Origin of the sequence: Aquipseudomonas ullengensis (assembly GCF_014174475.1) — a bacterium.
Classification (GTDB): Bacteria; Pseudomonadota; Gammaproteobacteria; order Pseudomonadales; family Pseudomonadaceae; genus Aquipseudomonas; species Aquipseudomonas ullengensis.
In genome coordinates this window covers 26,867-42,327 of the sequence record NZ_JACJUD010000005.1, presented here as the reverse complement: position 1 = coordinate 42,327, position 15,461 = coordinate 26,867, and the positions used below count along the sequence as shown (strand labels likewise).

Sequence of the window (15,461 nt, the reverse complement as noted above, 5' to 3'; positions counted from 1 at the left end):
TTGGATAGATTGTCAGGAATGTCGAATGAGTCTGCCACCCAATCTCGGCCCGCGTAACGGAATACTGTCCCTGACCATCAAGGACAAGTCCGTGCTCTACGCCGCCTATATGCCTTTTATCAGGAATGGCGGCCTGTTCATCCCCACGGCAAAAAGCTACAAGCTGGGTGATGAAGTGTTCATGCTGCTCAACCTGATGGACGAGCCGGAGAAGATTCCGGTCGCCGGCAAAGTGGTGTGGATCACCCCCAAGGGCGCCCAGGGCAACCGTGCTGCGGGTGTTGGCGTGCAGTTCAACGATGGCGACAACACGGCGCGCAACAAGATCGAAACCTATCTGGCTGGCGCCCTCAAATCGGATCGCCCGACCCACACCATGTAATCCGGGCCCCACGGCTCGCGCCACCTACGGGTGGCGTTTTCGTTTAAGTGGTACTCACATGCTGGTTGACTCTCATTGCCACCTCGATCGCCTGGATCTGGCGGCACATAACGGTTCCCTCGACGCTGCCCTGGAGGCCGCGCGCGGCCGGGGTGTGCAGCATTTCCTGTGTATCGGCGTCAGCGCGGCCAATGCCGCCGCGGTCAAGGGGCTGGCCGAGCAGTACGCCGATGTGGATTGCTCGGTGGGTGTTCACCCGCTTGATCTGGAGCCGGGCGCCGCACCGGTGCTGGACTGGCTGCTCGATGAGCTGAACCACCCGCATGTGGTGGCGATTGGTGAGACCGGCCTGGACTATCACTACGAACCGGAAGCGGCAGAGCTGCAGCAGCAGTCCTTCCGTCTGCATCTGGACGCCGCGCGAATCACCGGCAAGCCGGTGATCGTGCATACCCGCGAAGCGCGTGCCGACACCCTGGCCTTGCTGCGTGAAGCAGCGCTGCCGCAGGCCGGTGTGCTGCATTGCTTTACTGAAGACTGGGACATGGCCAAGGCGGCGCTGGACCTGGGTTTCTATATTTCCCTGTCCGGTATCGTCACCTTCCGCAACGCCGATGCCCTGCGCGAAGTAGCGCGCAAGGTACCTGCTGACCGTCTGCTGGTGGAAACCGATTCCCCATACCTTGCGCCGATTCCCTATCGCGGCAAGGCCAACTTGCCGCAGTACGTACGCGAAGTGGCCGAGTTCCTGGCGCTGGTGCGGGGCGAGCGCTTCGAGGCGCTGGCCGAGCAGACCACGGCCAATTTCAAGCGTCTGTTCCCCTTGGCTCGGGTGGTCTGAGCGCGCGGTTTAGTCAAATCGCAGGCAAAAAAAACCCGGGTTCTGGGGGATGAATCCGGGTCAAGACCATTAGGAGTAAAACAAAGGTACGCGATCCACGGTACCTCGACTGGCGGAGCACTTGGGGGGAGATGCTGCACGCCAGTAGTTCCAGTATTGGCTATGTTTCCCCATCGTCCAGGCTGGTTGCAGCGGTTTTTTAAACGTATTTGGAATACCCGACCCGCTGCTGAGCACTCAGCCTTGTGCCAGCTGGCCTAGCAGGGCCAATGTCTGATCGATCACGGCATGATCCGTGTAGAAGTGCGGTGAAAAGCGTATGCCGGCGCCACGTTGGGCGCAGATCACCTGTTCGGCCTTGAGGCGCGCAAACAGCGCCTGATTGTCCCAGCCGTCCAGGCTGAAGGTCAGGATCCCGGCGCGGCGGTCTGCCAGCAGCGGGCTGTGCAGGTTGGCGCCGTGGATGCCTTGCAGGCCCTGCTGCAGGTGCAGCATGCGTTCTTCCACGCGTGCCGCGACCGTATTCATACCGACTTCCTCCAGCAGCGACAGGCTGGCCTCCAGTGCCATGGCGCCGAGCATGTTCGGGCTACCGCACTCGAAGCGACGGGCGCTGCGTGCCGGTTGCCAGTCACTGCGGTCGTAGTCGCCGGCATGTTCGAGCATGTGCCAGCCGTATTCGTGCAGGGCCAGTTCCTGGCGCAGGTCGGCGCGGCAATAGAACACGCCGAGGCCTTCCGGGCCGAGCATCCACTTGTGCCCGTCCGCCATGGCGAAGGCGCAATCGCTGGCCTGCACGTCGAACGGCTGGGCGCCGAGCTGCTGGATGGCGTCCACGCAGAACAGCACGCCTTGTGCCTTGCAGCCCGCGCCCAGGCGCTCGAGGTCCAGGCGCAAGCCGCTGGCAAACTGCACCGCACTGATCGACATCAGGCGGGTACGTGGCCCGCAGGCGGCCAGCAGTGCGGCCTCGGGATCGGCCCCCATAAGGTTGACCTGAATCACCTCGACCCCGCGTGGCTTGAGCGCCTCCCAGACGATGCGGTTGGAGGGGAACTCCTCGTCGCTGATCACCACCTGATCGCCCGCGCTCCAGTCGAGGCCGAAGGCGACGAACGACAGCGCTTCCGAGGTGTTCTTCACCAGCGCGATATCGGCGCTGCTCGGTGCGTTGAGCAGACGCTGCAGGCGTTCGCGCAGGCGCTTCTCGACTTTCAGCCAGCCGGGATAGTCACGGGCGCCAGAGCGGGCGTTGTCCTCGGCGAAGGCGCGCACGGCCTCTACTGCGCGCTTTGGCCAGGGGGCGACGGCGGCGTGGTTGAGGTAGCGCAGGCCGGGGGCTAGGGGAAACTCATCAATAAAGGCTGACATGGGCGATGATCCGTGCAATTTGGCGCTGAACAGGCATAATAATGCGCCCTGATTTTCATCTTGTAGTCACGTTATGAACAAAGAACCCCGCAAAGTCCGTGAATTTCGTCGTCGCGAGCAGGAAATTCTCGACACCGCGCTCAAGCTGTTCCTCGAGCAGGGCGAAGACAGCGTCACTGTCGAGATGATCGCCGACGCGGTCGGTATCGGCAAAGGCACCATCTACAAGCACTTCAAGTCGAAGGCCGAGATCTACCTGCGCCTGATGCTCGACTATGAGAGCGACCTCAACGCATTGTTCCACTCCGAAGATGTGGCCCGCGACAAGGAAGCCCTGTCCCGTGCCTACTTCGAGTTCCGCATGCGTGACCCGCAGCGCTACCGCCTGTTCGATCGCCTGGAAGAGAAAGTGGTCAAGGGCAACCAGGTCCCGGACATGGTCGAGCAGCTGCACAAGATCCGCACCTCCAACTTCGAGCGCCTGACGCACCTGATCGAGGGTCGCATCGAGGGCGGCAAGCTTGAAGACGTGCCGCCGTACTTCCACTACTGCGCCGCCTGGGCGCTGGTACATGGCGCCGTGGCGCTGTACCACTCGCCCTTCTGGAGCAACGTACTGGAAGATCAGGACGGCTTCTTCCAGTTCCTCATGGACATCGGCGTACGCATGGGCAACAAGCGCAAGCGCGATGGCGATACTCCGGCAGCCTAATGCCATTCAGCCCGCCAATGATGCATTCTGCGCAGACGGCGGCGGGCATATACTCCGGTCTAGACACTGACGGAGTCGCCCCATGATCGTTGACCGCCAGGGCAGGCGTTTCCGCAATCTGCGTATCAGCCTGACCGCCGCCTGCAACTATGCCTGCACTTACTGTGTACCCGACGGCAAGCGTCTGGTGGCGGCGCAGGACGAGCTGTCCGCCGATGCCATGGTGCGTGGCGTGGCCTATTTGATCGAGGCTGCCGGTATCGAGCGCCTGCGTATCACCGGTGGCGAGCCATTGGTCAGCCCCAAGCTCGAACCCTTTCTGCGTGAAGTCAGCCAGCTCGGTCTGCAGGACATCAGCCTGACCAGCAATGGCCAGCTGCTCAGCCGCAAGCTGCCGCTGCTGGTGGAAAGTGGCATGCGCCGCCTGAATATCTCCCTGGATACCCTCGACCCCGATGCGTTCAAGCGCATTGCCCGTGGTGGCGATCTCGACAGCGTGCTGCAAGGGTTGGAAGAGGCGAAGGGGGCCGGGCTCAAGGTCAAGATCAACATGGTGCCGCTGCGCGGGCAGAACCATGATCAGGTCTTGCCGCTGCTCGATTACTGCCTGGAGCGCGGCTTCGAATTGCGCTTCATCGAGCTGATGCGCATGGGCCACCTGGCCCGTGATGGCGGCGGCTTCCAGCAGCAGTTCTATGGCATGGACGAGTTGCTGGCGACCATCGCCGAGCGTTACGAGTTCGTGCAGGCCGATGCGCCGCTGGATGCCACCGCGCTGCGCTACGAGATTCCCGGCCACGGTTTCTTCGGCGTGATCGCCAATGAAAGCGTGCCGTTCTGCCGTACCTGCTCGCGCCTGCGCCTGTCGTCCACCGGCTGGCTGCATGGCTGCCTGTCGTCGAGCAACCGCCATTTTGTCGGTGACCTCCTCGACAAGCCTCGGCACCAGGCGCTGCCAGCGCTGCAACGCTTGCTGGTGCGGGCGTTGGGCGACAAGCAGGACCTGGCCTTTTCCGGCGGCGTCACCGTGATGAAGATCATCGGCGGCTGATAACCGAGCCCGCTGCGCGCATGGCGCGGGCGGGCACACAACCCATTCCCATGCCGGATTTCGCCCAACGCGATCCGGCCCGTTGAAGAAAGATACCGAACCCATGGCTGAGTTCCCGATTGCCTATATCGACCCCGTGTTCCGTCCGCCCAGCGAGGCCAACTCGCTGATCCTGCCGGTGACCAATGGCTGCTCGTGGAATCAGTGTGGGTTCTGCGAAATGTACACTCAGGAGCAGAAGAAATTCCGCGCCCGCGACGAGGCCGTAGTGCTCGAGGAAATCCGCCGGGCCGGCCAGCAGCTGATCGTCCAGCGCGTTTTCCTTGCCGACGGCGATGCCCTGGTGCTGCCAACGCGGCGCCTGTTGAACATCCTCACTGCAATCCGCGAGCACATGCCGGAGGTGCAGCGCGTCTCCAGCTACTGCCTGCCGCGCAACCTGCGCAAGAAGTCGGTGGCCGAGCTCAAGGAACTGGCCGACGCCGGACTGAAGATGGCCTATGTCGGTTGCGAGTCGGGTGACGACGAGGTGCTGGCGCGGGTCAACAAGGGCGAAACCTACGCGTCCAGCCTCAGCGCGCTGGAGAAACTCGGCGAAGCCGGGATCACCCGTTCGGTGATGATCCTCAACGGCCTCGGCGGCACGACCCTCAGCCAGCAGCATGCCGACAACTCGGCCCGACTGATGAACGACTCCCAGCCGGAGTTTCTCTCCACCCTGGTGGTCAGCTTCCCCACAGGCGAGGCACGCTTTCGCCAGGGTTTCAGCGATTTCCAACCGCTGGATCAGCAGGACCTGTTCCTCGAGGTGGAGCGCCTGTTGCAGGGATTGGAGCTGCGCGACACGGTGTTCCGCAGCGACCATGCGTCCAACTACCTGGTGCTCAAGGGCAACCTGGGCGCGGACAAACAGCGCCTGCTGGCCCAGGTACGCCAGGCCATCGAGCAGCCGCAGGCGGCACGCTTGCGTCAGGAGTGGCAGCGCGGGCTGTGAGACGCCGGGTTAACACGGGCGCTAGCTCGCCACGTCGCGGGCATAAGAAGGTTTGGCGCGGAAGCTGCAGTGGTCGTCTATCCGCCGGTTTTCCGACACCGGCTCGGGAGGATATGCAATGCGTAGCTTGATTCTGCTGCTGGCCCTGATCGGGCTGAGCGGCTGCATGAAGGTCAGCGATATGGTCGCCGGTACCGAGTACCACATGCGCGACGCAGGCCTGCTTGACCACAGCGATACCCGCCGCAGCAACTCCTGGCGGCTGCAGCCGGATTCCTTCATCTTCATTTCTCAGAGCCATTTCGTGCCCACCGGCGGCACCTATCCGCGGCCCAACGTGGTGGCGGAAGAGGCCTTCAACGGCTTCGTCGAGTATTTCCCGCTGGTGCGCCGCGCGGCCAAGCCGCAAGGTCTGGATGAAGCGCTGAACGAAGCGCGCACGGCCGGCGCCAATTACCTGCTGTACACCCGCTTCGCCGATGCCGACGACCGCATCGGTACGGTGGAGGAGTGGGAGGACGAGGAAGCGCTCGATCGCCTCGGCGTGGACAGTGGCGTGATCCAGCTGATGTTGATCGAGACCAACACCCGTTACCTGGTGGATACCGCGCGTATCCGCAATCGTGGCGGTTTTCTGACGTTGTATGACACCCAGCCCCAGGACTTGCTGCGACCGCCTTTCGAGCAGTACGCGCGCAGCCTGCTGGGCGTGAGCAATCAATAGCCGCCAGGCTCCGTTATCGTCGGGGCGGGCGCAGAGGAGAGTGTGATGAGTGATCCGGGCAAGGCCGGCGACCTGCTGGCGCAAATTCCCAAGGGCGAAGGCAAGAGCCTGCCGCCGGTGCACCTGTGGAATCCGGATTTCTGCGGCGACATCGATATGCGCATCGCCCGCGACGGCACCTGGTACTACCTGGGTACGCCGATCGGGCGCAAGCCGATGGTCAAGCTGTTCTCCACCATCATCCGCCGTGACGGCGACGACTACTTCCTGATTACCCCGGTGGAGAAGGTTGGCATCAAGGTCGACGACGCGCCGTTCGTGGCCGTCAGCCTGCAGGTCGAGGGCGCGGGTGAGCAGCAGGTGCTGCGTTTCACCAGCAATGTCGAGGACGAGATCGTCGCCGGTGCCGAGCATCCGTTGCGGGTCGAACTGGACCCGCAGACCGAAGAACCTTCGCCCTACCTGCATGTGCGCAGCAACCTGGAAGCGCTGGTGCACCGCAACGTGTTCTACCAGCTGGTGGAACTGGCCGTGCCGCGCGAGATCGACGGCCAGACCTGGCTGGGTGTGTGGAGCAGTGGCGAGTTCTTCACCATCGGGCCGTTGCCGGAGTAATCCGAGCCTGGGCTCCCGCCTTCACGGGAGCGACGGTCAATGCTTGTTTGCGTGATTTCCTGACTGGCGACAGCCTCGGCAGGGGCTCAGATGTTCTGACCGATGCGCCAGAGCACGCCGGACGGGTCGATCACCACGAAGTCACGCATGCCCCAGGGCTGGTCCTGCGGCGGCACCAGGCGCACGCCAAAGTCTTCCGCCACGTTGGAGGCCAGCACTTGCTGCCACCAGGCCTCAACGTCCTCCACCAACAGGTGCATCATCAGGTTGTCGGCCAACTCGGCCACGTAGTAGTCCTGCAACAGGAAGCTGGTGTTGCCGTGATGGAAGTAGGCCACGCCGTCGCTGTCCGAGGCCATGCGCATGCCCAGCGCCTGGTAGAACGCCTTGGAGCGTGCAAAATCCTTGGCCGGTACGAAGGCCTTGATTTCAACGGTCGTCAGATTGCCCATGTGGTTCTCCTTGAGGATCTACAGAATTAGCGCGGGTAGAGCGGTGGCAATGGGCTGGTTTCCTGCGGGCTGCTCGCCGCTTCCAGGGCCGGCAGGCTGCGGATGGCTTTCCACAGGCTCTCGCCTTGCCACTGGTGACCGCTCTCGCTGTACAGCGCGCCATTGAGGCCGTCCATCGCTTCGGACAGCGGGACGAAACGAGCGGCCATGTCGGCCAGGGTTTCCGGTTGCTGGCGGGCCCAGGCGTCGAGGGCCTGGCGGGTGGCCTGGCTGTCGTTGGCCTGGCAGGCGCGCTTGAGGTCGTCGAGCAGGGTGCGTGGGCTGGGGCCGCTCTGCGCGGTGGGCAGAATCGCCGGCTGGCGGCGTGCATGCCACCACAGGCCGAAACCGAGCAGGGTGGTCAGCGCCAGCAGGCCGCTGGCAAGTTGCCAGGGCCACAGCAGCGGGCCTTCACCGGTCAGCGCTTGGTGCGCCGGGCTGTCGACCGGGGTTTCCACATCCAGCGTCGGGTTGCTGGCCACTTGCAGGGTGCGCGCCGGCAGGCTGCTGCGTTCCAGGTGATCCTCGTGGGTGTTCCACCACACCACCTGCAGCTCCGGCAGCTCGATGCGCCCGCTCTGGCTCGGCACCAGGGCTTCATGTTCTTCGCGGCTGCCGATCAGCCCGCGTTCGCTGACTTCGTTGTTCAGTTGCGGCTGGTCCGGGTAGCGGCGCAGGCCGTTGGCCGTGGTAGCGGGCAGCGGCGGCAGCTGGGCGCTGGACAGGCCTTCGACGCGCAGCATGACGTTGCGGGTCAGCGAGTTGCCGACGCTGGCCTTGTCCGGCTCCGGGGTCCAGGCCTCGCTGAGGCTGATGGCGCGAGCCGGCAGCCAGGGCGCATCGGCCGGGTAGTCGGCCGGCTTGGGTTTGACGGTCAGTGGAATCTGCGGCGACTTGACCCGCGTCAGGCGGCCCGGGCGTGGACCGAAGGGGTTGTAGTCCTGCGTCGAGTCGCGTTCGGCCGGGGTGGCGCTGAAGGTTTGCGAGGGGATGTTCAGCTCGCCGCTTTTCTGCGGAAAGATCGCGTAGCGTACTTCGATCACGCCGTGGCGCACGCCGTTGAGGGTCTTCTCGTAGACGCGCGGATCACCGAGCTGCTCGACGCGAGCGTCGGGGATGTTGAGCTGGGTCAGGCTGCTGTCGTCGTACAGCGACACCGAATGGTAGATGCGCAGGGTTAGCACCGCCTGGGCCTGCACGTAGACGCTTTCCTGGTCCAGGCTGGCGTCGATGAAAATCGGCGAGAGCGTGCCGCCGCTGTTCTGCGCATCCCCCTTGAGCACCTGCAGGGTGATCGCCTGGCTGCTGGCATCTCCCAGCTTGAGCGGCGGAATCACCACGAAGCCGGTCTGCCTGGGCATCAGGGTAATGATCCAGCGGGTGGTGGCCTGGGTCTTGCCGTCGTAGGTGGCCAGGCGGTTCTCTTGGCGCGTGCTGATGACTTCGAACAGTTGCGCGAGCGGTTCCAGCTCGGGCTTGCCGAAGACGGTGACATCGTCAGATTCGAGGATCAGGTCGAGGCTTTCGCCTTCGCTCAGGCGGGCACGGTCGACCGTGGCGGTCAGGCTGGCGGCGCTGGCCTGCCAGGCGAGCAGGCTGAGGAGGAGGGCGCAAAGCAGACGACTCATTGGGACTGTTCCTGGCGCTGTTGCTGTTCGTAGAGGAATTTGCGCCGCAGCAGCTCGCCCGGATCATCGGGGATCTGCCGCAACCATTGTTCCAGGGCGTCGCGGCGTTCGTCGCCCAGCGGCTCGGCGGCGGCCGCTTGCTGCTGCTGGCCATCCTGGCCGGGCTTGGCGGGTTGGGCGTCAGCGTTGCCGGCAGGCTGCTGGCCCTGGGGGTTGGCTTTCTGCGGGTCGGCCTGGCCGTCCTGCTGTTGACCATCCTGTTTGCTGGGTTGTGGGTCGCCGTCGGCGGCTTGGCCCTGGCTGCCGGTATCCGTTTGTGGGGTGCCAGCGTCGTCCTGCTTCTGTTGCGCGGACGTCTGCTCGCTTTGTTGCCCCTGGCCTTGCTGGTTCTGTTGCTGTTGTTGGTCTTGCTGCTGTTTCTGTTGCTGCAGGAGCTGTTCGACCAGCTGCTTGTTCTGCTGGGCTTCGGCGAGCTCGGGTTGCAGCTCCAGGGCCTGTTCGTAGGCGTCCAGCGCGGCTTCCAGCTCGTTGCTCTTGGCCAGGGCATTGCCGCGGTTGTAGTGATCGATGGCGCTGCCGCCCTGGGCGAAGCGTTCGGCGGCGGCTGGGTAGTCACCCGCGCGGTACAGCGCTTCACCCTGCCAGCGCGGATCGCTGAAGTGCTCGGCGGCTTCCTTGGGTTGCTGCGCGTCGAGCAGGCGCTGGCCCTGCTGGTCGGGGCGCAGCCACAGGTCGCGGAATTCGAAGGCGTAGCTGGGTTGCGGCGCCGCCATCAGCAGCAACGGCAGGCAGAACAGCCAGCCCCGGCGCCCGGCGCAGGCGGCGAGCAGCAGCAGGGGTAGGAGCAGCCAGTGGCCCTGGTCGGCCCAGGCGGCCAGTTGTGTCGGCTCGCTGTTCTCGCGCAGGCTCTGCGCGCCCTGCAGCAGGCCGAGGCCCTGCAGGTCGCGCTCATCCAGGCGTGCCTGGCGATAGAGGCCACCGACTTCGCCAGCGAAGCGCTTGAGCCCGGCGCCATCCAGGCGCGGCAGGAGGATGCTGCCGCTGCTGTCCTTGAGGAAGCTGCCGTCTTCGCCGCGCACCGGTGCGCCCTGTGGGGTGCCGATACCGAGGATGGCCAGGCGCTCGCCCTTGCTGCCGAGAGCTGTGCGGATGGCGCTGCGTTCGTCCGCGCTCAGTTCGCTGGTGATCAGCAGCAGGCGGCCCTGGCCCTGGGCGCCTTGCTCCAGCAGGTGCAGGGCCTTGTCCACGGCCAGGTCGGCACGCCGCCCGGGCTCGGGCATCAGCGAGGGCTTCAGCGCTTCCAGCAGGTTGCGCGCGGTGCTTTGGTCATCTGACAGCGGCACCAGGGTGTGGGCGCTGCCGGCGTAGACGATGATCGCGGTCTGCGCGTCCATGCGCTCCTGCAGCAGGTCGAGCAGCTTGCGCTTGGCCTGTTCCAGGCGATTGGGCGTGGCGTCGGTGGCGAGCATGGCAGGAGTCAGTTCGAGCATCACCACCAGTGGGTCGGCGCGTTTCTGGCTGGCCATCTCGACGCGTTGCCAGCTCGGGCCGAGCAGGGCGACCAGGGCCAGCAGCCAGGCGATACCGAGGGCAATCCACGGCAGGCGATTGTTGCGGGTGCGCCCGCCACTCAGCAGTACGGCCTGGAACGCCGGCGGCAGCAGCAGTTGCCAGCGCCCGCTACGGCGTTGGCGGTGCCAGAGTTGCCAGAGCAGCCAGCCGAGCAGCGGCAGCAGGAGCAGCCACCAGGGACGCAGCCAATGTGGCCAGAGCAAGGCGAGGCTCATGCGGCGCGTCTCCCGATGCGATTGGCCAGGGTTTGCAGGGCGTGCGGCCACAACTCGCGGGCAATCAGCAGCAGGCTCAGTAGCAGCGCGGTGCCCAGTGGCCAGGCGTACAGGGCCAGCGCCGGGCGGGCACGGGTCGGTTGTTGCAGGGCAGGCTCGAGCTGGTCGAGGGTCGCTTCGATGTGCTTCAGTTCTTCGCTGTCGCGGGCGCGGAAGTAGGTGCCGCCGGTCTGTTCGGCGATGTTCATCAGGGTCGGCTCGTCCAGGTCGATGCCCGGGTTGAGCCCGAGTGCGCCCATGATCCCGCTCTGCTGCGGGTCGGCGCCGATGCCGATGGTGTAGATCTTCACCTGTTCCTCGGCGGCCAGGCGCGCAGCCGTGCGTGGCTCGATCTCGCCGCCGTTGTTGGCGCCGTCGGTGATCAGCACCAGCACGCGGCTGTCGGCCGGGCGCTGGCGCAGGCGTTTGACCGCCAGGCCGATGGCGTCGCCGATGGCGGTCTGCGGGCCGGCGATGTTGATCAGCGCTTCGTCGAGCCAGGTGCGCACGGTGTGGCGGTCGAAGGTCAGCGGCGACTGCAGGTAGGCGCGGCTGCCGAACAGGATCAGGCCGACGCGATCACCGCGACGGTCTTCGATGAAGTCGCCGAACAGCTTCTTCACCAGCTCCAGGCGCGAGACTTCCTCGTCGTTCCAGGTCATGTCGCTGTAGCTCATCGAGCCGGAGACATCCACCGCCACCAGCAGGTCGCGGCCGCTGGCGGGCAGGGGCAGCGGTTCACCAACCCATTCCGGGCGCGCGGCGGCGCAGAGCAGCAGCAGCCAGAGCAGGGCAAACGGTGCCTGCTGGCGCCACGCCGGCAGGTTGGCTCGGGCGCGGCGGCCGCTGAGGCCTTCCAGCTCGGCGAGGAAACTGACCTTGAGCGCGGCTTCGCCACTGTCCGCCGCTGGCAGCACCCGACGCAGCAGCCAGGGCAGCGGGGCGAGCAGGAAGACCCACAGCCAGGTGAATTCAAACATGCTTGCGAATCCAGGTGTCGACGGCCTGGTTGAGGCCGTTGATGGCCTTGTCGTCGAGGCTGCAATGGCTACGGTAGGTGCCTTCCACCAGGATCATCCAGCGGGTCAGGCCGGCGGCCGGGCAACGGCTGTCGAGAAACGCCAGCCAAGCGCGCCCGCTGAGTACATGGCTGTGCTCCTGTGGGTAGTGGGCGCGGGCCAGGCGCTTGAGCAGGGCATTCAGCTGTTGCAACCAGGGGCCGGCGTGCTGGCCGTCGTAGGGGCGCACCATGCGCGCCAGTTCTGCCAGCGCAGCCAGGCGCAGCGGATCGAGCACCTGTTCGGCCTGCTGGTGCTGCTTGCGCTGCGGCAGGTAGCGGCGCAGGTACCACAGGCCCCAGCCCAGCAGTGGGATGAGGATCAGCAGCAGCCACCAGCCCGGCGCCAGCGGCCACCAGGACACCGGCGGCGGGGCGATGGTGGGTTGCAGCTGGTCGAGCGGGTTCATGGACGTTTCCCCGGACGCTGCCCGCTAAGGTGGTCGCGCAGTTGTTCGACCATGTCGCTGGCGGTGGACAGCGACAGCAGGGGCACGCCGAGCTTCTGCGACAGGCGCTGCCAGCGTGCGCGACGTTGCTCGCCAAGGGCGTGGTAGGCCGCGCGCAGGTCGGGGTTCTGGGTGTCCAGTTCGAGCTGTGCGCCGTGTTCGACGAAACGCAGCAGGCCCGCGGCCGGCAGGGCGTGGTCGAGCGGGTCGGACAGCGGCAGGAGGATCAGGTCGGTATGCCGGGCGAGCAGGGTCAGTTGCTGCTCGGTGGCGTCGCTGAGGGCGCGCTCGTCGCACAGGATCAGCACCAGGCTGCCCGGGCGCAGTACTTCGCGGGCGCGGCGCAGGGCCAGGCCGAAACTGTCGCGCGCGCTCTGCGCTTCGCTGTGCAGGTTCTGGTTGGCCCGCGCCAGGCGGTTGAGCAGTTGCAGCAGGCTTTGCTTGCTGCGCCGTGGCTTGATTTCGTGGTGCTCGTTGTCGCCGAACACCAGGCCGCCGATGCGGTCGTTGTGGGCCAGGGCGGCCCAGCCGATCAGGCTGGCGGCGTGGGCGGCGAGCACCGACTTGAACAGCAGGCCGGAGCCGAAGAACAGCCGGCGGCTTTGCTCGACCATGATGAAGATCGGCCGCTCGCGCTCCTCATGGAACAGCTTGGTGTGCGGCTCCTGGGTGCGCGCGGTGACGCGCCAGTCGATGGTGCGTACGTCGTCGCCAGGCTGGTAGACGCGCACCTGGTCGAAGTCGACGCCGCGCCCACGCAGTTTGGAGTGGTGCAGGCCGATCAGCGGGCTGCGCCGCGCCGGGGTGGAGAACAGCTGCACTTCGCGCACGCGATGGCGCATCTCGATCAGCTCGGCGAGGCTGACGCGAATGCCGGGTTGCGTGGGCTGGGCGTGCATGGACATGGGCTCGTCGGACGGCGGCTCAGGCCACCGCCACCGTGTCGAGGATGCGCTGGATCACGCGGTCCTGGTCGATGCCGGCGGCTTCCGCTTCGAACGACAGGATGATGCGGTGGCGCAGCACATCGAACAGCACCGCCTGGATGTCTTCCGGGCTGACGAAGTCGCGCCCGGCCAGCCAGGCATGCGCACGAGCGCAGCGGTCGAGGGCGATCGAGCCGCGCGGGCTGGCGCCGTAGGCGATCCACTCGGCCATCTCGGCGTCGTACTTGGCCGGGGTGCGCGTGGCCATCACCAGCTGCACCAGGTATTCCTCCACGGCATCGGCCATGTACAGGCCGAGGATTTCCTTGCGCGCGGCGAAGATCGCCTGCTGGGTCACGCGGCGCTCGGGCTTGTCCTCGCCGTTGAGCGCATCGCCACGGGCCTGGGCGAGGATCTTGCGTTCCACGCTGGCGTCGGGGAAGCCGATCTTCACGTGCATCAGGAAACGGTCGAGCTGGGCTTCGGGCAGCGGGTAGGTGCCTTCCTGCTCGATCGGGTTCTGGGTGGCCATCACCAGGAACAGCGGCGACAGGTTGTAGGTGCTGCGGCCAATACTGACCTGGCGCTCGGCCATGGCTTCGAGCAGGGCCGACTGCACCTTGGCCGGGGCGCGGTTGATCTCGTCGGCCAGCACCAGGTTGTGGAAGATCGGCCCTTGCTGAAATACGAAGCTGCCGGTTTCCGGGCGATAGATCTCGGTGCCGGTGATGTCGGCGGGCAGCAGGTCGGGGGTGAACTGGATGCGATGGAACTCGGCTTCGATGCCTTCGGCCAGTTCCTTGATCGCCTTGGTCTTGGCCAGACCAGGGGCGCCTTCGACCAGCAGGTGGCCGTCGGCGAGCAGGGCGATCAGCAGGCGCTCGATGAGCTTTTCCTGGCCGAGAATCTGGGTAGCGAGAAATTGTCGCAGCGCGAGCAGCGCTTCACGATGGTCCATCGAGATACTTCCTGGATAGGGACTGACTGGGAGCCGAACGCACCCGACCGGGGTGCTAACTCTACTGCATTGCGGCCTTGCCTGGGATAGCCCGAGCTGCGCCGTGCAAGCCAGTTCCCTTTTCCTGGAAAAGGGACGCGGCTCAAGCAGACTGCTGGCGTTGCGCGAAGTTCACTGCAGCCTGCGGCAAAGCGCTCGGCAGTGGGGTCAGGCAGCGCAGTGGCGGGTGTTCGGCCGTTGGGCCGCGCACATCAGGCGCGCCGAGCAGGCGCACCGCCAGGTAGTAGGCAAAGGCCAGCGGGCGGATCATTCCGGCCTCGCGCAGCATCTGGAAGAACAGCAGGTCGGCCTCGTGCTTGGCCACTGGGGCGACGTTCAAATATTGGTACAGCGCGTCGTGCACCAGGCTGGCGGGGTGGGCCAGCGGCCAGAACACTTCCTGCTCGTGTACCGAGCCGGCCTCCAGGCGCAGCAATCGGTGCTGCTTCTCCCACCAGTCCGGGATGCCGATGATCGCCAGCCAGTAGAACGGCACCTTGGGTGTACAGCCATCCCAGGCATAGGTGGTAGGGCGGTCGAAGGCGTAGCGCACGCTGCGTTGCGCCAGGTCCACCTCGGCCTGGCCGGGGTTGATTAGCAGCAGGCCGTCGTGGATCACCAGCCATTCGCCATAGAAGTAGCGCCCGGCAAATTGCGGGCAATGGCGCAGCAGAGGGCGGTCGATGAAGTTGAGCCAGGGGCCGGCATGGTCGCGGCAGGTGAACCCCCATTTCGACTGATCGGCCTGGCGTGCGGCAGCGGCGCGGCGCAGGCGTTCCTTACGACCGATCCAGCGCGGCAACAGCACGCCGAGATAGACCGGGATGCCAGCCCACAGCAACGGAGCGATCAGGCTGGGACGCAGCCAGGCGGCCAGCCCCAGCAGGAGCAGGCCGAGGGCGGTAACCAGCAGGTTGCCGAAATGGACGACGAGGGGGCGTTGGCGCGGATTCAACTGCATGGTTTCCCTACCAGACTGCGTGGGCGTGGGCACCTTAGCAGCTTGCCACACTGCGCTGCGGGTTATGTCCCCGTTGGTTGCTCGGGTGGGCTGCGCCCGGACGCTGGAGTCGGGTCCTCCTGGATTCCCGCCTTCGCGGGAATGACGAGTAAAAAGCAAGCTGCGTGGCCCGTGTTAACCGTCATTCCCGCGAAGGCGGGAATCCAGATTGGCAGTGAGCAGAGTCAGGATGTGGGACTTTCTTTCTTGGCAACACGTGACAGGGCCAGAATTTGCCTGTGTAGGCAGCCGCAGCACCTACATGGCGATGAACGAATATGTCGCAGGGCCGCAAGCGTCCTGTCATGGGCTGTCGCTAAGCTGGGTGTGACCTATTGGTCGTCGTACGGACTGCTCGGTTTCGTTAATTGCCTAGACTGTTCCGATAGCGGATTCG

General features: G+C 65.4%; 16 protein-coding genes. 7 read left to right on the top strand and 9 right to left on the bottom strand.

Annotated features, from left to right (window positions below; translation table 11 throughout):
• Positions 1–25 precede the first annotated feature (25 nt).
• Both H3H51_RS15280 and H3H51_RS15275 read left to right on the top strand, forming a co-directional pair.
• The gene (locus H3H51_RS15280) at positions 26–382 is read left to right on the top strand and encodes a PilZ domain-containing protein (protein ID WP_043310025.1); all 357 of its coding nucleotides are present in this window, start codon (positions 26–28) and stop codon (positions 380–382) included.
• A 58-nt stretch (positions 383–440) separates the two neighbouring features.
• Complete coding sequence (locus tag H3H51_RS15275; protein ID WP_183089933.1) at positions 441–1,223, top strand: TatD family hydrolase; 783 nt, start codon at positions 441–443, stop codon at positions 1,221–1,223.
• Positions 1,224–1,460: 237 nt separating this feature from the next.
• On the opposite strand, the gene H3H51_RS15270 is transcribed toward H3H51_RS15275, so the two are convergent.
• Positions 1,461–2,594, bottom strand: coding sequence for an aminotransferase class V-fold PLP-dependent enzyme (locus H3H51_RS15270; RefSeq protein WP_183089932.1), 1,134 nt, complete (start codon positions 2,592–2,594; stop codon positions 1,461–1,463).
• A 73-nt stretch (positions 2,595–2,667) separates the two neighbouring features.
• Here H3H51_RS15270 and H3H51_RS15265 point away from each other — a divergent pair, with 73 nt between their 5' ends.
• From H3H51_RS15265 to H3H51_RS15245, 5 genes are all read left to right on the top strand, one after another.
• Positions 2,668–3,306 carry a TetR/AcrR family transcriptional regulator gene (locus H3H51_RS15265; protein WP_183089931.1) on the top strand — a complete coding sequence of 213 codons (639 nt, stop codon included), beginning with the start codon at positions 2,668–2,670 and terminating at the stop codon, positions 3,304–3,306.
• A gap of 82 nt (positions 3,307–3,388) precedes the next feature.
• Complete coding sequence (locus H3H51_RS15260) at positions 3,389–4,357, top strand: GTP 3',8-cyclase MoaA (protein WP_183089930.1); 969 nt, start codon at positions 3,389–3,391, stop codon at positions 4,355–4,357.
• A 103-nt stretch (positions 4,358–4,460) separates the two neighbouring features.
• On the top strand, positions 4,461–5,351 hold the full coding sequence (locus H3H51_RS15255) for a radical SAM protein (RefSeq protein ID WP_183089929.1): 891 nt from the start codon (positions 4,461–4,463) through the stop codon (positions 5,349–5,351).
• 118 nt (positions 5,352–5,469) lie between these two features.
• Positions 5,470–6,075, top strand: a complete 606-nt coding sequence (locus H3H51_RS15250; RefSeq protein WP_183089928.1) for a DUF4823 domain-containing protein — start codon at positions 5,470–5,472, stop codon at positions 6,073–6,075.
• A gap of 45 nt (positions 6,076–6,120) precedes the next feature.
• Positions 6,121–6,690 (top strand): DUF1285 domain-containing protein, encoded by a 570-nt coding sequence (locus H3H51_RS15245; protein WP_183089927.1) that lies wholly within the window; start codon positions 6,121–6,123, stop codon positions 6,688–6,690.
• A gap of 86 nt (positions 6,691–6,776) precedes the next feature.
• On the opposite strand, the gene H3H51_RS15240 is transcribed toward H3H51_RS15245, so the two are convergent.
• The 8 genes from H3H51_RS15240 to H3H51_RS15205 form a co-directional block, all read right to left on the bottom strand.
• Complete coding sequence (locus H3H51_RS15240) at positions 6,777–7,142, bottom strand: VOC family protein (protein WP_183089926.1); 366 nt, start codon at positions 7,140–7,142, stop codon at positions 6,777–6,779.
• Positions 7,143–7,168: 26 nt separating this feature from the next.
• On the bottom strand, positions 7,169–8,809 hold the full coding sequence (locus H3H51_RS15235) for a BatD family protein (RefSeq protein ID WP_183089925.1): 1,641 nt from the start codon (positions 8,807–8,809) through the stop codon (positions 7,169–7,171).
• Positions 8,806–10,596 carry a VWA domain-containing protein gene (locus H3H51_RS15230; RefSeq protein ID WP_183089924.1) on the bottom strand — a complete coding sequence of 597 codons (1,791 nt, stop codon included), beginning with the start codon at positions 10,594–10,596 and terminating at the stop codon, positions 8,806–8,808. Before H3H51_RS15230 ends, H3H51_RS15235 begins: the two co-directional genes overlap by 4 nt.
• Complete coding sequence (locus tag H3H51_RS15225; RefSeq protein WP_183089923.1) at positions 10,593–11,615, bottom strand: vWA domain-containing protein; 1,023 nt, start codon at positions 11,613–11,615, stop codon at positions 10,593–10,595. Before H3H51_RS15225 ends, H3H51_RS15230 begins: the two co-directional genes overlap by 4 nt.
• Complete coding sequence (locus H3H51_RS15220; RefSeq protein WP_183089922.1) at positions 11,608–12,102, bottom strand: DUF4381 domain-containing protein; 495 nt, start codon at positions 12,100–12,102, stop codon at positions 11,608–11,610. The genes H3H51_RS15225 and H3H51_RS15220 overlap by 8 nt, the downstream gene beginning before the upstream one ends.
• Positions 12,099–13,040, bottom strand: coding sequence for a DUF58 domain-containing protein (locus tag H3H51_RS15215; protein ID WP_183089921.1), 942 nt, complete (start codon positions 13,038–13,040; stop codon positions 12,099–12,101). Before H3H51_RS15215 ends, H3H51_RS15220 begins: the two co-directional genes overlap by 4 nt.
• Before the next feature lie 25 nt (positions 13,041–13,065).
• Positions 13,066–14,025 carry an AAA family ATPase gene (locus H3H51_RS15210; protein WP_183089920.1) on the bottom strand — a complete coding sequence of 320 codons (960 nt, stop codon included), beginning with the start codon at positions 14,023–14,025 and terminating at the stop codon, positions 13,066–13,068.
• Between the two features lie 142 nt (positions 14,026–14,167).
• The gene (locus tag H3H51_RS15205; protein ID WP_183089919.1) at positions 14,168–15,025 is read right to left on the bottom strand and encodes a DUF1353 domain-containing protein; all 858 of its coding nucleotides are present in this window, start codon (positions 15,023–15,025) and stop codon (positions 14,168–14,170) included.
• Between the last annotated feature and the right edge of the window lie 436 nt (positions 15,026–15,461).

What these genes read in the sequence shown, in the direction of transcription:
- H3H51_RS15280 (WP_043310025.1), top strand. Translation starts at nt 26, where the DNA reads ATGAGTCTGCCACCCAATCTCGGCCCGCGTAACGGAATACTGTCCCTG.
- H3H51_RS15275 (WP_183089933.1), top strand. Translation starts at nt 441, where the DNA reads ATGCTGGTTGACTCTCATTGCCACCTCGATCGCCTGGATCTGGCGGCA.
- H3H51_RS15270 (WP_183089932.1), bottom strand. Translation starts at nt 2,594, where the DNA reads ATGTCAGCCTTTATTGATGAGTTTCCCCTAGCCCCCGGCCTGCGCTAC.
- H3H51_RS15265 (WP_183089931.1), top strand. Translation starts at nt 2,668, where the DNA reads ATGAACAAAGAACCCCGCAAAGTCCGTGAATTTCGTCGTCGCGAGCAG.
- H3H51_RS15260 (WP_183089930.1), top strand. Translation starts at nt 3,389, where the DNA reads ATGATCGTTGACCGCCAGGGCAGGCGTTTCCGCAATCTGCGTATCAGC.
- H3H51_RS15255 (WP_183089929.1), top strand. Translation starts at nt 4,461, where the DNA reads ATGGCTGAGTTCCCGATTGCCTATATCGACCCCGTGTTCCGTCCGCCC.
- H3H51_RS15250 (WP_183089928.1), top strand. Translation starts at nt 5,470, where the DNA reads ATGCGTAGCTTGATTCTGCTGCTGGCCCTGATCGGGCTGAGCGGCTGC.
- H3H51_RS15245 (WP_183089927.1), top strand. Translation starts at nt 6,121, where the DNA reads ATGAGTGATCCGGGCAAGGCCGGCGACCTGCTGGCGCAAATTCCCAAG.
- H3H51_RS15240 (WP_183089926.1), bottom strand. Translation starts at nt 7,142, where the DNA reads ATGGGCAATCTGACGACCGTTGAAATCAAGGCCTTCGTACCGGCCAAG.
- H3H51_RS15235 (WP_183089925.1), bottom strand. Translation starts at nt 8,809, where the DNA reads ATGAGTCGTCTGCTTTGCGCCCTCCTCCTCAGCCTGCTCGCCTGGCAG.
- H3H51_RS15230 (WP_183089924.1), bottom strand. Translation starts at nt 10,596, where the DNA reads ATGAGCCTCGCCTTGCTCTGGCCACATTGGCTGCGTCCCTGGTGGCTG.
- H3H51_RS15225 (WP_183089923.1), bottom strand. Translation starts at nt 11,615, where the DNA reads ATGTTTGAATTCACCTGGCTGTGGGTCTTCCTGCTCGCCCCGCTGCCC.
- H3H51_RS15220 (WP_183089922.1), bottom strand. Translation starts at nt 12,102, where the DNA reads ATGAACCCGCTCGACCAGCTGCAACCCACCATCGCCCCGCCGCCGGTG.
- H3H51_RS15215 (WP_183089921.1), bottom strand. Translation starts at nt 13,040, where the DNA reads ATGCACGCCCAGCCCACGCAACCCGGCATTCGCGTCAGCCTCGCCGAG.
- H3H51_RS15210 (WP_183089920.1), bottom strand. Translation starts at nt 14,025, where the DNA reads ATGGACCATCGTGAAGCGCTGCTCGCGCTGCGACAATTTCTCGCTACC.
- H3H51_RS15205 (WP_183089919.1), bottom strand. Translation starts at nt 15,025, where the DNA reads ATGCAGTTGAATCCGCGCCAACGCCCCCTCGTCGTCCATTTCGGCAAC.